Origin of the sequence: Streptomyces angustmyceticus (assembly GCF_019933235.1) — a bacterium.
GTDB classification, from domain to species: domain Bacteria; phylum Actinomycetota; class Actinomycetes; order Streptomycetales; family Streptomycetaceae; genus Streptomyces; species Streptomyces angustmyceticus.
Map to the genome: position 1 here is coordinate 1,901,480 of NZ_CP082945.1, position 15,902 is coordinate 1,917,381.

The 15,902-nt window shown below is 70.1% G+C and carries 8 protein-coding genes; 4 read left to right on the plus strand and 4 right to left on the minus strand.

Going from position 1 to position 15,902, the window contains the following annotated elements:
• The first annotated feature begins 138 nt into the window (after positions 1-138).
• Positions 139-3,555, plus strand: a complete 3,417-nt coding sequence (locus K7396_RS08805) for a GH92 family glycosyl hydrolase (RefSeq protein WP_086720917.1) — start codon at positions 139-141, stop codon at positions 3,553-3,555.
• A gap of 87 nt (positions 3,556-3,642) precedes the next feature.
• Here K7396_RS08805 and acnA read toward each other — a convergent pair whose 3' ends face one another.
• Positions 3,643-6,357: an aconitate hydratase AcnA gene (acnA, locus tag K7396_RS08810; protein ID WP_086720918.1), complete on the minus strand. Its 2,715-nt coding sequence runs from the start codon at positions 6,355-6,357 to the stop codon at positions 3,643-3,645.
• Between the two features lie 440 nt (positions 6,358-6,797).
• Between acnA and sigJ the strand changes: the two genes are divergently transcribed.
• Positions 6,798-7,685 (plus strand): RNA polymerase sigma factor SigJ, encoded by an 888-nt coding sequence (sigJ, locus tag K7396_RS08815; RefSeq protein WP_086720919.1) that lies wholly within the window; start codon positions 6,798-6,800, stop codon positions 7,683-7,685.
• Positions 7,686-7,760: 75 nt separating this feature from the next.
• On the opposite strand, the gene K7396_RS08820 is transcribed toward sigJ, so the two are convergent.
• Both K7396_RS08820 and K7396_RS08825 read right to left on the minus strand, forming a co-directional pair.
• Positions 7,761-8,120 (minus strand): GntR family transcriptional regulator, encoded by a 360-nt coding sequence (locus K7396_RS08820; RefSeq protein ID WP_086719670.1) that lies wholly within the window; start codon positions 8,118-8,120, stop codon positions 7,761-7,763.
• Position 8,121: 1 nt separating this feature from the next.
• Positions 8,122-9,132, minus strand: coding sequence for a DUF1648 domain-containing protein (locus tag K7396_RS08825; RefSeq protein WP_223659791.1), 1,011 nt, complete (start codon positions 9,130-9,132; stop codon positions 8,122-8,124).
• An 82-nt stretch (positions 9,133-9,214) separates the two neighbouring features.
• On the opposite strand from K7396_RS08825, the gene K7396_RS08830 reads away from it, so the two are divergent.
• Positions 9,215-10,744, plus strand: coding sequence for a helix-turn-helix domain-containing protein (locus tag K7396_RS08830; RefSeq protein WP_086719671.1), 1,530 nt, complete (start codon positions 9,215-9,217; stop codon positions 10,742-10,744).
• Between the two features lie 278 nt (positions 10,745-11,022).
• Here K7396_RS08830 and K7396_RS08835 read toward each other — a convergent pair whose 3' ends face one another.
• The gene (locus K7396_RS08835) at positions 11,023-14,319 is read right to left on the minus strand and encodes an AAA domain-containing protein (protein WP_086719672.1); all 3,297 of its coding nucleotides are present in this window, start codon (positions 14,317-14,319) and stop codon (positions 11,023-11,025) included.
• Between the two features lie 319 nt (positions 14,320-14,638).
• Between K7396_RS08835 and K7396_RS08840 the strand changes: the two genes are divergently transcribed.
• Positions 14,639-15,847 (plus strand): serine/threonine-protein kinase, encoded by a 1,209-nt coding sequence (locus K7396_RS08840; RefSeq protein ID WP_086719673.1) that lies wholly within the window; start codon positions 14,639-14,641, stop codon positions 15,845-15,847.
• Positions 15,848-15,902: the final 55 nt, after the last annotated feature.

Sequence of the window (15,902 nt, forward strand, 5' to 3'; positions counted from 1 at the left end):
CCTGGACGCCACCGCGACACGGCACCCACCGATCTCAGCCGCACCCTTGACACCAAAGCCCCCACGCACCTTACTTATCTCTGTTTATCTCGGCGTCATGTAACTGACAACGATGTCAATCTCGTTGAGAGGGCTCGCGTGCGGCTCAGACACCGGCACCGTCCACTGCGGGGGATCGCCCGCCCCGCCGCCCTCGCGGCGGCCGCTCTGCTCGTCATCACCGTGCCGGGGCCGGCGGGCGCCGCCCAGGCCGCGCCGCCCGGAACGCCCCAGGGGGCAGCGGAGTTCCGTTCGTCCTTCGAGGCCGGCGACCCGCAGCCGGACTGGACCGACAGCGTCGACACCGGCCCCGACGGGAAACCCCGGGCCTCCGGGGTCAGTCCGCAGACCGCCCCCGCGGCCCCCGGAATGAACACCGCCACCGACACCGGCCCCGACGCCTCCCCCACCGCCAAGGCGCACGCCGGCTTCAGCGGCACCCGCGCGCTGCGCTACTCCGGCACCCACACCGCCGCCGGCCGCGGCTACTCGTACAACAAGATCTTCGATGTCAACGTCCCCGTCACGGCGGCCACTTCGCTCTCGTACAAGCTCTTCCCCGAGATGGCGAAGAGCGATCCGGACTATCCGGCGACCCACGCCGCCGTGGACCTGGCCTTCACCGACGGCACCTACCTCAGCGAGCTGTCCGCCGTCGACCAGCACGGCACGCCGCTGACGCCGCAGGGCCAGGGCGCCGCCAAGACGCTCTACGCCAATCAGTGGAACAACCGGGAGTCGCGGATCGGCGCGGTCGCCGCCGGAAAGACCGTCGACCGCGTCCTGGTCGCCTACGACGCGCCCCGGGCGCCGCGCACCGCGCCCGCCTTCCGCGGCTGGGTCGACGACATCGTCCTCGGCCCGAAGGCGCCCGAGAAGCCGCTCGCCCACCTCTCCGACTACGCCGCCACCACCCGCGGCACGCTCTCCAGCGGGAGCTTCTCGCGCGGCAACACCTTCCCCGCCACCGCGGTCCCCAACGGGTTCAACTTCTGGACCCCGGTCACCAACGCGGGCTCCGCCGACTGGCTGTACGAGTACGCGCGCAAGAACAACGCCGACAACCTGCCCACCCTCCAGGCGTTCAGCGCCAGCCACGAACCGAGCCCGTGGATGGGAGACCGGCAGACCTTCCAGGTCATGCCGTCCGTCGCGGCCGGCACCCCGGACGCCTCCCGCACCGGCCGTGCGCTGCCGTTCCACCACGCCAACGAGACCGCGAAGCCGCACTACTACGGGGTGACCTTCGACAACGGCCTCAAGACGGAGATCACCCCGACCGACCACGCCGCGCTGATGCGGTTCACCTTCCCCGGCGACCGGGCGAGCCTGATCTTCGACAACGTCAACGACAAGGGCGGGCTGAGCCTGGACACCGAGCACGGCGTCGTCACCGGCTTCTCGGACGTCAAAAGCGGCCTGTCCGTCGGCGCCACCCGGCTCTTCGTCTACGGCGTCTTCGACGCCCCGGTCACCGGCGGCGGCAAGCTGGAGAGCGGAGCCGGCAAGGACGTCACCGGCTATCTCCGCTTCCGGCCGGGGGCCGACCGCACCGTGACCATGCGGATCGCCACCTCCCTGATCAGCGTGGACCAGGCCAGGGCGAATCTGGACCGGGAGATCCCGGCCGACGCGACCTTCGCCGGCGTCAGGGACCGGGCGCAGGCGCAGTGGGACGGCCTCCTGGGCAGGATCGAGGTCCAGGGCGCGAGCCGCGACCAGCTCACCACCCTCTACTCCAACCTCTACCGCCTCTACCTCTACCCCAACTCCGGCTTCGAGAAGGTCGGTTCGCGCAGCCGTTACGCCTCCCCCTTCTCGCCGCAGACCGGCCAGGACACCCCGACCCGCACCGGCTCGAAGATCGTCGACGGTGAGGTCTACGTCAACAACGGCTTCTGGGACACCTACCGGACCACCTGGCCCGCGTATTCCCTGCTCACCCCGAAACGGGCCGGGAAGATGGTCGACGGCTTCGTCCAGCAGTACAAGGACGGCGGCTGGATCTCCCGCTGGTCCTCGCCCGGCTACGCGGACCTGATGACCGGCACCAGTTCCGATGTGGCCTTCGCCGACGCCTACGCCAAGGGGGTGAAATTCGACGCCGAGGCCGCCTATGCCGCGGCCGTCAAGAACGCCACCGTCGCCCCGCCGAACCCCGGCGTCGGCCGGAAGGGCATGACCACCGCGCCGTTCCTCGGCTATACGAGCACCGACACCCGCGAGGGCATGTCCTGGGCGCTGGAGGGCTACCTCAACGACTTCGGCATCGCCCGTATGGGCCGGGCGCTCTACGAGAAGACCAGAAAGCCCCGCTACAAGGAGGAGTCCGCCTATTTCCTGGACCGCGCCCGCGGCTACGTCCACCTCTTCGACGCCACGGTGGGCTTCTTCCAGGGCAAGGACGCCCAGGGAAAGTGGCGGTTGCCGCCGGACCGGTTCGACCCGCGGGTCTGGGGCAACGACTACACCGAGACCAACGCCTGGACCGCCGCCTTCACCGCGCCGCAGGACACCCGGGGCCTGGCCAACCTCTACGGCGGCCGCGCGGGCCTGGCCGAGAAGCTGGACGCCTATTTCGCCACCCCGGAGACCGCGTCGAAGGAATTCGCCGGCTCGTACGGCGACGTGATCCATGAGATGACCGAGGCGCGCGACACCCGTATGGGCATGTACGGGCACAACAATCAGCCCTCGCACCACATCGGCTACCTGTACGACGCGGCCGGGCAGCCCTGGAAAACGCAGGAAAAGGTCCGCGAGGCGATGGCCCGGCTCTACCTCGGCAGCGAGATCGGCCAGGGATATCCGGGCGACGAGGACAACGGCGAGATGTCGGCCTGGTACGTCTTCAGCTCGCTCGGCTTCTATCCGCTGGTGATGGGCCAGGGCGAATACGCGGTGGGCTCCCCGCTGTTCACCAAGGCCACCGTCCATCTGGAGAACGGCCGGGACCTCACCATCAGGGCCCCGCGCAACAACGCCCGCAACGTCTATGTCCAGGGCCTCCGGGTGAACGGCAAAACCTGGAACTCCACCGCCCTGCCGCACCGGATCCTCGCCCGCGGCGGCACCCTGGACTTCACCATGGGCGACCGCCCGTCCCACTGGGGCACCGCGGCGCACGCCGCCCCGACGTCGATCACCAAGGACGACAGGGTTCCCGACCCGCCCCGGGACGTGACCGGCGCCGGCGGCGGTCCCCTCTTCGACAACACCTCCGCCACCTCGGCCCGGCCGACCGGCGCCCCGGTGGACCTCACCCGGCCCGCCCGGGTCACGTCGTACACGCTCACCTCGTCGGACCGCGCCGCCGCGCCCGGCGGCTGGACCCTGGAGGGCTCCCCGGACGGAGAGCGGTGGACGCGGCTGGACCACCGCGCGGGCGAGTCCTTCACCTGGGACCGCCAGACCCGCGTCTTCGCCGTCGGCCGGCCCGGGAGCTATGCGCACTACCGGCTGGTCCCCGACGGCGCGGGCACCCTCGCCGAGATCGAGCTGCTCGGGTCGCCGTAGTCCCGGCCGGTGGCCGACGCCGACGCACGGACGGGCCGTACCCCCTCGCCCGAGGGAGTACGGCCCGTCCTGGTGCCGCGGGTGGACCTACTTGCGGATCAGCGAGCGCAGCACGTACTGCATGATGCCGCCGTTGCGGTAGTAGTCCGCCTCACCGGGGGTGTCGATGCGGACGACCGCGTCGAACTCGACGCCGCTGTCCGTGGTGACCTTGACGGTGCGCGGGGTGGTGCCGTCGTTCAGCTCGGTCACGCCGGTGATCGAGAAGGTCTCCTCGCCGGTCAGGCCGAGGGACTCGGCGGACGCGCCCTCCGGGAACTGCAGCGGCAGGACGCCCATGCCGATGAGGTTCGAGCGGTGGATGCGCTCGTAGGACTCGGCGACGACGGCCTTGACGCCGAGCAGCGCGGTGCCCTTGGCGGCCCAGTCACGGGACGAGCCGGAGCCGTACTCCTTGCCGGCCAGGATGACCAGCGGGGTGCCGGCGGCCTGGTAGTTCTGCGAGGCGTCGTAGATGAACGACACCGGAGCGCCGTCCTGGGTGAAGTCGCGGGTGAAGCCGCCCTCGGTGCCCGGCGCGATCTGGTTGCGCAGGCGGATGTTGGCGAAGGTGCCGCGGATCATGACCTCGTGGTTACCACGGCGCGAGCCGTAGGAGTTGAAGTCACGACGCTCGACGCCGTGCTCGGTGAGGTACTGGCCGGCCGGGGTGTCGGCCTTGATCGCACCGGCCGGGGAGATGTGGTCGGTGGTGACCGAGTCGCCCAGCTTCGCCAGCACCCGGGCGCCGGAGATGTCCGAGACCGGGGTGGTCTCCATCGTCATGCCCTCGAAGTACGGGGGCTTGCGCACGTAGGTGGACTGCGGGTCCCACTCGAAGGTGTTGCCGGTGGGGATCGACAGCGCCTGCCACTGGGCGTCGCCCGCGAAGACGTCCTGGTAGGACTTGTTGAACATGTCCTCGCCGATGGCGTTCGCCACGACGTCGTTGACCTCGGCCTCGGTCGGCCAGATGTCCTTCAGGAAGACCGGGTTGCCCTCGGTGTCGGTGCCCAGCGCGTCCTCGGTGATGTTCACCTTCATGGAACCCGCGAGGGCGTACGCGACGACCAGCGGCGGCGACGCCAGGTAGTTCATCTTGACGTCGGGGTTGATCCGGCCCTCGAAGTTGCGGTTGCCGGAGAGCACCGAGGTCACGGCCAGGTCGTGGTCGTTGACGGCCTTGGAGACCTCCTCCGGCAGCGGGCCGGAGTTGCCGATGCAGGTGGTGCAGCCGTAGCCGACGAGGTTGAAGCCGACCTTGTCGAGGTACGGGGTGAGCCCGGCCTTGTCGAAGTAGTCGGTGACGACCTTGGAGCCCGGGGCGAGGGTGGTCTTGACCCACGGCTTGCGGGTCAGGCCCTTCTCCACGGCCTTCTTCGCGACCAGCGCGGCGGCGACCATGACGTACGGGTTCGAGGTGTTGGTGCAGGAGGTGATGGCCGCGACCGTCACCGCACCGTGGTCGATCTCGTAGGTCGAGCCGTCGGGGGCGGTGACCGTGGTCGGGCGGGTCGGCACGCCGTTGGTGGCGGCCGGGGCGTCGGAGGCCGGGAAGGACTCCTTGCCCGCCTCGTCGTCGTCCTCGACGTAGTTGCGCACGTCCAGCGCGAACTGCTCGGCGGCGTTGGCCAGGACGATGCGGTCCTGCGGGCGCTTCGGACCGGCGATCGACGGGACGACCGTGGAGAGGTCCAGCTCCAGCTTCTCGGAGAAGTCGGGCTCGGCGGCCGGGTCGAGCCAGAGGCCCTGCTCCTTGGCGTACGCCTCGACGAGCGCGACCTGCTGGGCGTCGCGGCCGGTCAGACGCAGGTAGTTCAGGGTCTCGTCGTCGATCGGGAAGATCGCGGCGGTGGAGCCGAACTCCGGCGACATGTTGCCGATGGTGGCGCGGTTGGCCAGCGAGGTGGCGGCGACGCCCTCGCCGTAGAACTCGACGAACTTGCCGACGACACCGTGCTTGCGCAGCATCTCGGTGATGGTCAGCACCAGGTCGGTGGCGGTGGTGCCGGGCTTGAGCTCACCGGTCAGCTTGAAGCCGACGACGCGCGGGATGAGCATGGAGACCGGCTGGCCGAGCATCGCGGCCTCGGCCTCGATGCCGCCGACGCCCCAGCCCAGCACACCGAGGCCGTTGACCATGGTGGTGTGCGAGTCGGTGCCGACGAGGGTGTCGGGGTACGCCTGGCCGCCTCGGACCATGACCGTGCGCGCCAGGTGCTCGATGTTCACCTGGTGGACGATGCCGGTGCCGGGCGGGACGACCTTGAACTCGTCGAAGGCGGTCTGGCCCCAGCGCAGGAACTGGTAGCGCTCCTTGTTGCGGCCGTACTCCAGCTCGACGTTCTGGCCGAAGGCGTCCTTCGTGCCGAACTTGTCGGCGATGACGGAGTGGTCGATGACCAGCTCGGCCGGCGCCAGCGGGTTGATCTTCGCCGGGTCGCCGCCCAGCTCCTTCACGGCCTCACGCATGGTGGCGAGGTCCACGACACAGGGCACGCCGGTGAAGTCCTGCATGATCACGCGGGCCGGCGTGAACTGGATCTCCTGGCTGGGCTGGGCCTGGGAGTCCCAGCCGCCGAGCGCCCGGATGTGGTCGGCGGTGATGTTCGCGCCGTCCTCGGTGCGGAGCAGGTTCTCCAGCAGCACCTTCAGGCTGTAGGGAAGACGCGCGGCGCCTTCGACCTTGTCCAGCCGGAAGATCTCGTACGACTCGTCGCCCACCTGCAGCGTGCTGCGGGCGTCGAAGCTGTTCGCCGACACGACAGTCTCCTTCATGCATGAAATTCGCGCGTACCACCGCCATGCTGCCGTCACAGCTTCTTGCCCCGTCCGCTAAGGTATGCCTAAGTTAGGCACGCCTTACTGGCGCGGCAGCGGTACGCCTCTCGGCAGATATCTCGATGTCGAGATAACTCTAGTACATCGTCGCGGCCTGGTCATGCCCCGGCCTGTGTCCCCGCTCACGCATCCGCCCGCCCGTACGGGACAAAACGGCAGGCCGCGCAGGCCGCCGCCGGGCTTCGCCGTGCCCCGTCCGGCGCATGCCACCTGCGGCTCGTGTCGCCTCCGGCCCGGCGCGGCCCGTGCGGATACCCCGCCCGTGTCACCTCCCGCCCGCTTCGCCTCCCGGCTCGTGTCACATCCGTCCCCCGGCATCCGTCATGCCGGTGACGGAACCCGACGGGGGAGGAACGAGCGCCATGAACGACGACCACGAGTGGCTGGCGGAGCGGTTCGAGGAGCACCGGGGCCACCTGCGGGCCGTGGCCTACCGCATGCTCGGCTCGGTGAGCGAAGCCGACGACGCCGTCCAGGAGGCGTGGCTGCGGCTGAGCCGGTCCGGCGCGGACGGCGTGGAGAACCTGGGCGGCTGGCTGACCACGGTCGTCGGGCGGGTGTGCCTGGACCAGCTGCGGACGCGCGCGGCGCGGCGCGAGGACCCGCTCGGCGTCCGCGTCCCCGAGCCGGTCGTGAGCCCCGCGGACGCCGCAGGACCGGAGCAGGAGGCACTGCTGGCCGACTCGGTCGGGCTCGCGCTGCTGGTCGTGCTGGAGACCCTCACGCCCGTCGAGCGGCTGGCCTTCGTCCTGCACGACCTGTTCACGGTGCCCTTCGACGAGATCGCGCCCCTCGTCGGCCGCACCCCGGCCGCCGCCCGGCAGCTCGCCAGCCGGGCCCGGCGCCGCGTCCGGGGCACCGCCCCGGCCGCCGACGCCGATCGCGCCCGCCGGCGGGAAGTGGTCGACGCCTTCCTCGCCGCCTCGCGCGGCGGCGACTTCGAGGCGCTGCTCGCGGTCCTCGACCCGGACGTCGTCCTGCGCGCCGACGCGGGCGACGCGCCCGAAGGCGTCTCGAAGCTGGTCCGGGGAGCGCGCGCGGTCATCGAGCAGGCGCTCACCTTCTCCCGCGTCGCGGCCTTCGCCCGGCCGGCCCTGGTCAACGGCGCGCCGGGGCTCGTCACGGCGCGGGGCGGCCGGCCGTTCTCCGTCATGGGCTTCACCGTCGCGCACGGCAGGATCATCGAGATCAACATCCTCGCCGACCCGGCACGGCTGAGCCGGCTGGACCTGACGCTCCTCGACGACTGACGCCGGGAGGCGGGGGCCACCGACGCCGGGAGGCGGGGGCCACTGGCACCGGGAGGCGCGGCAGGGGCGCTCCGCCTACCTCCCCGCCAGCCCCGTACGCACCACCGTCACGATCTCCTCGTCGGAGAGCCCCAGGTGGCGGGCCTCGGCGATCAGACGCTGGGCGGTCTCGCCGAGGCGGGCGCGGGCCGGGGACGCGGCGCCGGTGACCACCGCGCCGCGGCCGCGCCGGAGTTCGATCAGCCCCTCCTCCTTGAGGCGCTGATAGCCGCGCAGCACCGTATGGACGTTCACGCCGAGCGAGGCGGCGAGCGCGCGGGCGGCCGGCAGCCGCTCCCCGGCGTCGACCGTGCCGTCGGCGATGGCGCCGCGGACCGAGGCCGCGATCTGGTCACCGAGCGGGACGGACGATCCCGGGTCCACCCGGAAGAGCACGTCAGGCTCCTTCCTTCCGCGAACGCGCGCGGTCCAGGTACGTATTGAGCAGAGCGGCGGCGGTCGCGGCGTCATCGACCGTCACCACGAACTCCTTGCCGTCGGTCAGCCTTACCACGATGCCCTCGCCCGAGCGCAGGACGAGGCCGCTGCGGCCGGACCGGATGCGGTAGCCCCAGCCGCCGAACTCCTGGAAGGCGCCTATCGGGCGGCTGGTGGCCTCCGTGACGCGGTCGAGGGGGAGGTGGCGGATGCGCAGGGGCGGCAGCAGGGTCGACGAGACGGTCAGACCTCGGCGGTCGACGGTGACCCGCGCGGCGGCACAGGGCAGGACCGCGATCGCGCCGATGAGCAGGCTGATACCCGCCTGCCAGTCGGCGAACGCGAGGAAGAAGAGCCCGGCGCCGAGCAGCAGGGTGCCGAGCGCGACGATCGGTGGCGAGCCGATGGTGCGCGACCAGCCCGCCGACACACCCGCCGGGAGGTCGAGCCGGGGCGCCCCGCCCGCCGCCCGGTCGGACGGCCGGGGCGCGGGGCCCGCCAGCAGACGGCCCAGTGCCCCGGCGAGCACGGCGACGGCGAGTGTCAAGGCCAGTTCCCACAGCGGCAGCCGGACCGCCGAGGCGTCGGTGGCGCCGGCGTTGGCGAACAGGGTCCGGCAGGCGAGAAACGCGATGGCGGCCGCGAGGGCGTAGCCACCGGCGATCAGCCAGGGCGTCCCCGCCGACGGCCCCGGCAGCCGCGCGAGGAGGCCGGCGACGGTACCGAACACGAGCAGCAGCGTGAACACGAGCAGCAGGAAGCCGCGGGCGGAGGTAAAGCCGTCGGCCCGCGCGGCGCCCTCACCGAAATGGGTGGCAAGCGGTTCGGGCAATCGGGCGGAGATCGAGAAGTAGACGACGGCGACGGCCACGGCGGCGGCGACGAACGGCAGGACGGCAATCAGGGCCCACGGACGGGCATTTAAGGGCGGGGAGGAACGCTGGGCACTCTTCATCGGCTGGTCGACCACCTCTCGATTGTTTGCATAGTAGTAGAACTACTCGACTATCGACAGTTGCGTAGCCATCTCATATCTGAGATACGGTCACCCCATGGCAGACGACTACCTCGTACGCATCGGCAGGCTCATCCGTGACGCCCGACAGCACCGTGGCTGGACACAGACGCAGCTCGCCGAAGCTCTCGGCACCAGCCAGAGCGCGGTCAACCGCATCGAACGCGGGAATCAGAACATCAGCCTTGAGATGATCGCTCGTATCGGCGAAGCGCTCGACAGCGAAATCGTCTCGCTCGGCTACGCCGGCCCGATGCACCTGCGCGTGGTCGGCGGACGCCGGCTGTCCGGCAGCATCGACGTCAAGACGAGCAAGAACGCCTGCGTCGCGCTGCTGTGCGCCACGCTGCTCAACGCGGGCCGCACCACCCTGCGCCGGGTGGCCCGCATCGAGGAGGTCTACCGCATCCTCGAAGTGCTGGGCAGCATCGGCGTGCGGACCCGGTGGATCAACGACGGGAACGACCTGGAGATCGTCCCGCCCGCGGAACTCGACCTCGACTCGATGGACACCGAGGCCGCCCGCCGCACCCGCAGCGTCATCATGTTCCTCGGCCCGCTGCTGCACCGCATGGACCACTTCAAGCTGCCGTACGCGGGCGGTTGCGACCTCGGCACCCGCACCGTCACGCCGCACATGACGGCACTGCGCCACTTCGGCCTGGAGATCACCGCGACCGACGGCACCTACATCGCCGAGGTGGACCGCAGCGTCGCCCCCAAGCGCGCGATCGTGCTCACCGAACGCGGCGACACCGTCACCGAGAACGCCCTGCTGGCCGCCGCCCGCCACGACGGCGTCACGGTCATCCGCAACGCCTCCTCCAACTACATGGTCCAGGACCTCTGCTTCTTCCTGGAGGAACTGGGCGTCCGCGTCGACGGCATCGGCACCACCACCCTCACCGTCCACGGCGCCGCACACATCGAACGCGATGTGGACTTCGCACCGTCCGAGGACCCCGTCGAGGCAATGAGCCTGCTGGCGGCGGCCGTTGTCACCGAGTCGGAGCTGACCATCCGCCGGGTCCCGGTCGAGTTCCTGGAGATCGAACTGGCCGTCCTGGACGAGATGGGCCTGGACCACGAGCGCAGCGCGGAGTACGCCGCCGACAACGGCCGCACCCGGCTGATCGACCTGACGGTCCGCCCCTCCAAGCTCCAGGCCCCCCTGGACAAGATCCACCCGATGCCCTTCCCGGGCCTCAACATCGACAACGTCCCCTTCTTCGCGGCCATCGCCGCCAGCGCCCAGGGCCAGACCCTCATCCACGACTGGGTCTACGACAACCGCGCCATCTACCTCACGGACCTCAACCGCCTCGGCGCCCAGGTCAAACTCCTCGACCCGCACCGCGTCCTGGTCGACGGCCCCACCCGCTGGCGCTCCGCCGAAATGATGTGCCCCCCGGCCCTCCGCCCCGCCGTCGTCGTCCTCCTCGCCATGATGGCCGCCGAGGGCACCTCCGTCCTCCGCAACGTCTACGTCATCAACCGCGGCTACGAGGACCTGGCAGAACGCCTCAACTCGCTCGGGGCACAGATCGAGATCTTCCGGGATATCTGACGCCCCTCCGGAGGAAGGCCGCCGCAACCCACCGGACCTGTGTGCATGCGGGCCTCGAAGGGATGCGGCGGCACTCGCGGGACTTCTGGGACTTTGGGTTGGGCCTCCCGCCCGCTCCTGCAGGCCGCGATCCAGGTGGCCTGCCGCCCCGGCCGGGACTATGCGAAGATCGCGTCGACCGCGGCGCTGCCCGCACCAGCCCGGGGCAGGTGGGGGGCGTACTTCCGCAGCGCGAAAGAGGCGACGACGGAATCATTCCAGCAGTCATGAAAGGCTTCTCAGCGCCCCCGTCCCAAGCGGATGTTCTGGGTCCAGGCGTTCGTCCCGCCCCTCGGCGTGGTCTTGCAGGCGGGGGCATAGCAGCGCCAGACCCAGGTGCCATTCTGCCTGCGGCGGATCTCGATCTCACTCCCGTTGCAGCGCCCGCAGCGGGGCGGAGCCGCAAAGGCCGCCGCGTGTTCGTGTTCCAGCAGCTTCCCGGCGAAGTGCGCACCCCGCATCGTCAGCATGACTTCACGGGTCCAGCTCTGTGAGAGGACGTTGAGGCTGCCGAGCATGACCGTCCGCTCGTCGATGACCGCGATCTTCTGGTGCATGACGTTCATCGGTACGACCACATGCGCAACGGCTCTCAGGTCAGTGATGAGTTTCTGGTTGGCAGGCTTCTTCTGAAGCTGGTCGGTGTCGTCTCGGATGAAGACACTGATCCGTACTCCGCGGTCGGCGGCCGCACGTAGCTCGGGCAGCAGGGAGCTGACCCGCCTCGCCACCCAGGGGGCCCAGAGCCACAGGGAATGTCGTGCGTGGCGGATCTCTTCGGTGAACGTACGGTAGAAGTCGCGTTCGTCGTCGATCTCCGTCACCTCGACATGCCGGCTCAGCACCTCGGCGAGCGCGGTGCCGAACTCCCCACGGAACGTGGGCGGCGCGGTCGGTGGGGTGATCAAGGTCTTGGCCTGGAGGACCCGCACGCCCCGTCGGGTATCGATGAGCGCCGCGAGCTGCGCCAGGGCCGTTCCTGGTTTCGCGTTCTTGACTCGTTCGCCGCTGGCGATCACGTACAGGCGGGTCTTGACCCGGGTGACAGCCACGTTGAAGAGACGGACGCCGTCCCGGGGCCAGCTGCTGGCCGCCGGCTGGAGGTGGGCGCAGGCCATCCACAGCTCGCGGCTGCCCACCCCTCCCTCCACCGTGTCGAAGACGACGATGTCGAACTCCCGGCCCTGGAACTTGTGCGCGGTACCGACCTCTGCCAGCGCGCCCCCTCCCGGGCCTTCGACGTCTCGCAGGGCCTCCAGAGTGGCGTCGGACTGGACGCGGTAGGGCGTGACCACGCCCGTTTCCTCACCCAGCTCGCCATGCAGCTCCACCAGCGCCCGCGCGATCAGTGAGCCCGCCGGCCACCAGCCACTGCGACTTCCGGTCAGGTGCGCCCGGGCCAGCTCGTGCAGCCCGTCCGTGTCGATCAGCACGATCTCCGGATCGTCGGCCGGGCGTGCGGCCTGTGTCTGGCTGCCTCCGCCCAGCACTCCGCCGTATGCGAGGCCGTTGGCCAACTGCATAACGGCGGGGCCGAAACGGTGCTGCTGGGTGAGGGTGACGCAGGCCGGGTGGGCCTGAGCGTCGGACGGTTCCACGATCCCGCAGTGCTGGAACACGTCGGGGAGCAGCCAGCGCTTGATGTCCGCGCGATCGTGTCCCTTGAGCTCGGGCGGGACGACCGCACCCAGCTGCATGAAGTCCCCGAGAAGGACCACGGTCCGACCGGCCTTGCCTGTGGCGAGCAGAACTTCTGGCAGGGTGGCTGCGCCTGCCTCGTCCACGAGAACGACGTCGTACGGGCCGTCGAAGACCGCCCGGTTCGTGCGGAACCGGGCCAGGGTCGTGGCGACCAGCTTGGCGCCTTTGATGATCTCGCTCTGGGCGTCACGGGCGAGGCGCTCGTACTCCTCTTGGACTTCTTGGTATTGCTTCTCCAGTCCAGGCTGCCGAGTCGTGTCGGCGGCTACGGCCGGTCGTAGGCGGCGGGCCAGATCGAACCGGGCCGGCCAGCCCTGCTGCTCGGCCCGCTCCGTCAGGTCGCCGGCCTGCTGAGCCCGCTCCGCGGCCTCCTCCGCCCGGGTCTTGTCTTCTTTGCATCTGTCGTAGTGGCGTCCGGCCTGCTGCTCTGCCGCCAACCGGGCCTTGACGTCGGCCGCCAGACGGGCGGCCTGTTCCCGAGTGAGCGCGACGGTGTCGACCAGCGCTGCGATCTGAGCGTCGAGGGCTGCGATGTGGGTGGTGGCCGTGGCGCGGGCCTTGGCCGCCGACTTCTGGGCGGACGCGGCAGCCTGCTCGGCGTCGGCGAGCTTCCGCTGCAGCTCGCCGGCCCTTTCGCGCAGACGCCACTTCTTCACAGAGCCCTTGCCCTCTATTTCCTCCAGCTCCTGGCGCAGGGGATCGCAGGCGCCTTCGGCCAGTAGCGCAGCTGCCTCACGGGCCTCCGCTGCCTTCCGTACCTGGACCACTTCCTCGGACAGCCGGTCGACTTGGCGCCACTGCGCCCGCGACGGCTCCGCAGCTTTATCGCGGGCCGCGGCCGTCTCGGCATCGGACAATGCCTCCCGGAACATCGCCTCGGAGTCAGCCAGACGTCGGCTGGCAGCTTCCTCTCGCGACCGTGCCGATGCGAGATCCTCACCGGGCGTGCGGAGCAGCTTCAGCGCCGCGAAGTAGGCAGAGGAGTCGAATCCGGCAAGACCGCTGTCCAGGGTGGCGAGCTGTTCGGCTCGGTGCTTGATCGCGACGAGCTCGGCTTCGAGGGTGCGGCGCAGGGCCGCCGTGTCCGCCAAGCGCGCCTTGACCATCAGCGGCAGGGACACCGAAGCGTCCTCGGCAACCTCCCGCAGATGCGGTGGGCCCACCCGGACGATGTCGCCGGGGTTGTGCTGCTTGGCCCGGACCACTCCGAGCAGAGCATTGTCCACCGCGATGTTCGTGGCAGAGACGAGCAGTACCCGGTCGTCCCTTGCGATGAGATCGCCGATGGCGCGTTTCAGGACGGTCGTCTTCCCTGTGCCCGGAGGACCCCACACCAGGTACGCCCCCTCGCCGAGGCAGGCCCGGTACGCGTCGCCCTGCGCGGGGTGGAATCCGGGCGGGTCTGCCTCGTGGGCCGGTGCTCCGCCAATGCGGCCGGCCGCCAGGGCTGCCGCCAGAGGGTGCTCACCGAGACCGGAAATGCCGTCACGCAGAGCCTCGATGAGGAAGGTGGGCGGCTGCTTCAGCATCCACAGGTGCGGGTCGGCCACGTCGGCGAACTCGGCCACCCGTAAGGTCAGCAGAGAACCGTCCTGGACCAGTTCTGAGACCGCGAAGCCATTCGTCTCGACGCCCTCGTGCTCCGGTCCGGCGAGCCGCAGGCTGTCCAGCTGGTCGGGCCCGATATCGGAGCCACGGAGGTCGACAGCGTACTGACCGACGTCCCCAGTACGTGCCGCCCGACCGATGCGCTGCCAGCGGGGCTGCTTGCCGGCACCGCCTTCCACGTTGATCCACTCCCCGAGCGCCGTGGCGATCTCCTCGCGCCAGCCCACGTGCCAGTCCCCCTGCCTGTGGCCCTCGTGTCCGGAACGACAAATTTACCCACTCCCACTAAGTGACATACGGCGAGCTTGCGTGATGGATAGTCAGAAGTGAGCGCCCGGGGGCCTTGCGGGATCCGGGTGCAGGGTGCCGACGGCTACCGCGGAGTCGATCCGGTCCTGTGTGACCGCTTCCTACGACAGGATGTCGATCAGTACGCTTGTAGCAGTGATTCGTCGGTGTCCACGTCACCACGCCGTTCTTGTGCGGCGGCGTGGATGCACGCACCGAGCGAGGTCGCGCTGTCGTTACGGGAGTCAGGGGGGTGCGGTGAACGGCAGAACTTTGCCGCCGCGTATCGGTCCGTACCTCGTCGAGCGACGGCTCGGCGCGGGCGGCATGGGCGAGGTGTTCCTCGCCTACTCCGTCGCGGGTGAACCGGTCGCAGTGAAGGTGATCCGGCCCGACCGCACGGATCCGCACACCCGCGCCCGCTTCGAACGCGAAGCGACGATCGCGCGCACGATCTCCGGCACGGGCCGGGTAGCCCGTTTCATCGACGCGGACCCGTTCGCCGAGGAGCCGTGGCTGGCCATGGACTACGTCCCGGGTCGCTCACTCTCCGACCTCGTGAAGGACCAAGGCCCTCTCGCCGCGCCTCTCGTGGCGAGCCTGGGCGCATTATTGGCCGAGGGCCTTGCTGCCGTGCACGCCGTGGGCCTGGTCCACCGCGACCTGAAGGCGCAGAACGTCATTCTGGGCGACTTCGGCCCAGTGATCATCGACTTTGGGCTCGGCGCCTTCCTCGGAGCCTCCAAGGGCTCGCTCTCCCAGGCCGGCACTGTCATCGGTACGGTGCGCTGCATGCCACCCGAGCAAGCCTTGGGCGAGGTGGACATGACACAGGCCGCCGATGTGTACGGCCTGGGCACGGTGCTTCTCTACGCAGCGACCGAGCACTACCCGTATGACGGCGCCCGGTGGGAGGCGGTGGCCGCGCAGGTGGTCAATCCCGAGGTCGACCCCGATCTGTCCGGGCTGCCCAAGGACCTTGCCCCCGTCGTGCAGCCGATGCTGGCGCACAAAGCGGAGGACCGCCCCTCTTTGGAGGAGGTGACCCGGCAGTGCGCCGATCTCATGCGTCTGCTGGGTACGAGTCCAGCCCGCGCGCGCCGCTCTCTGATCGAGGAGACGACGGCGAAGGATCACCCGACGATGGTGCTTCCGCAGCCGGACGCACCGATGCTTGACCGGCTCGACTCGCTGGAGAGGCTGCTGCGCGAAGAGTTGGTGTCCGGGGAGCGGAACATCCCTGTCCCCACCGCCGCTGGTGAGCCCGGTACGGACACTGCGGGCGAGATCGACGTCGAGATCTCGCTGACGCCCGAGCCCTCGGCCGCGTTCGGTTCCGTACCCGGGAGCGGAAGACCGGCGGAGCCCGTACCGCAGCCGGGCCGTCCCCCCGCTTCCCGCAGGGTTGCCGACGAGCTGCGCGAGCGCTACGCGAGACGACCGGCACTCGCCTGGCCGAAGCGCTGAGCCGCTTCCCTCCTCCGTCCTCCCGCCAACGAGCCGACACAGTACGGGACTCGGG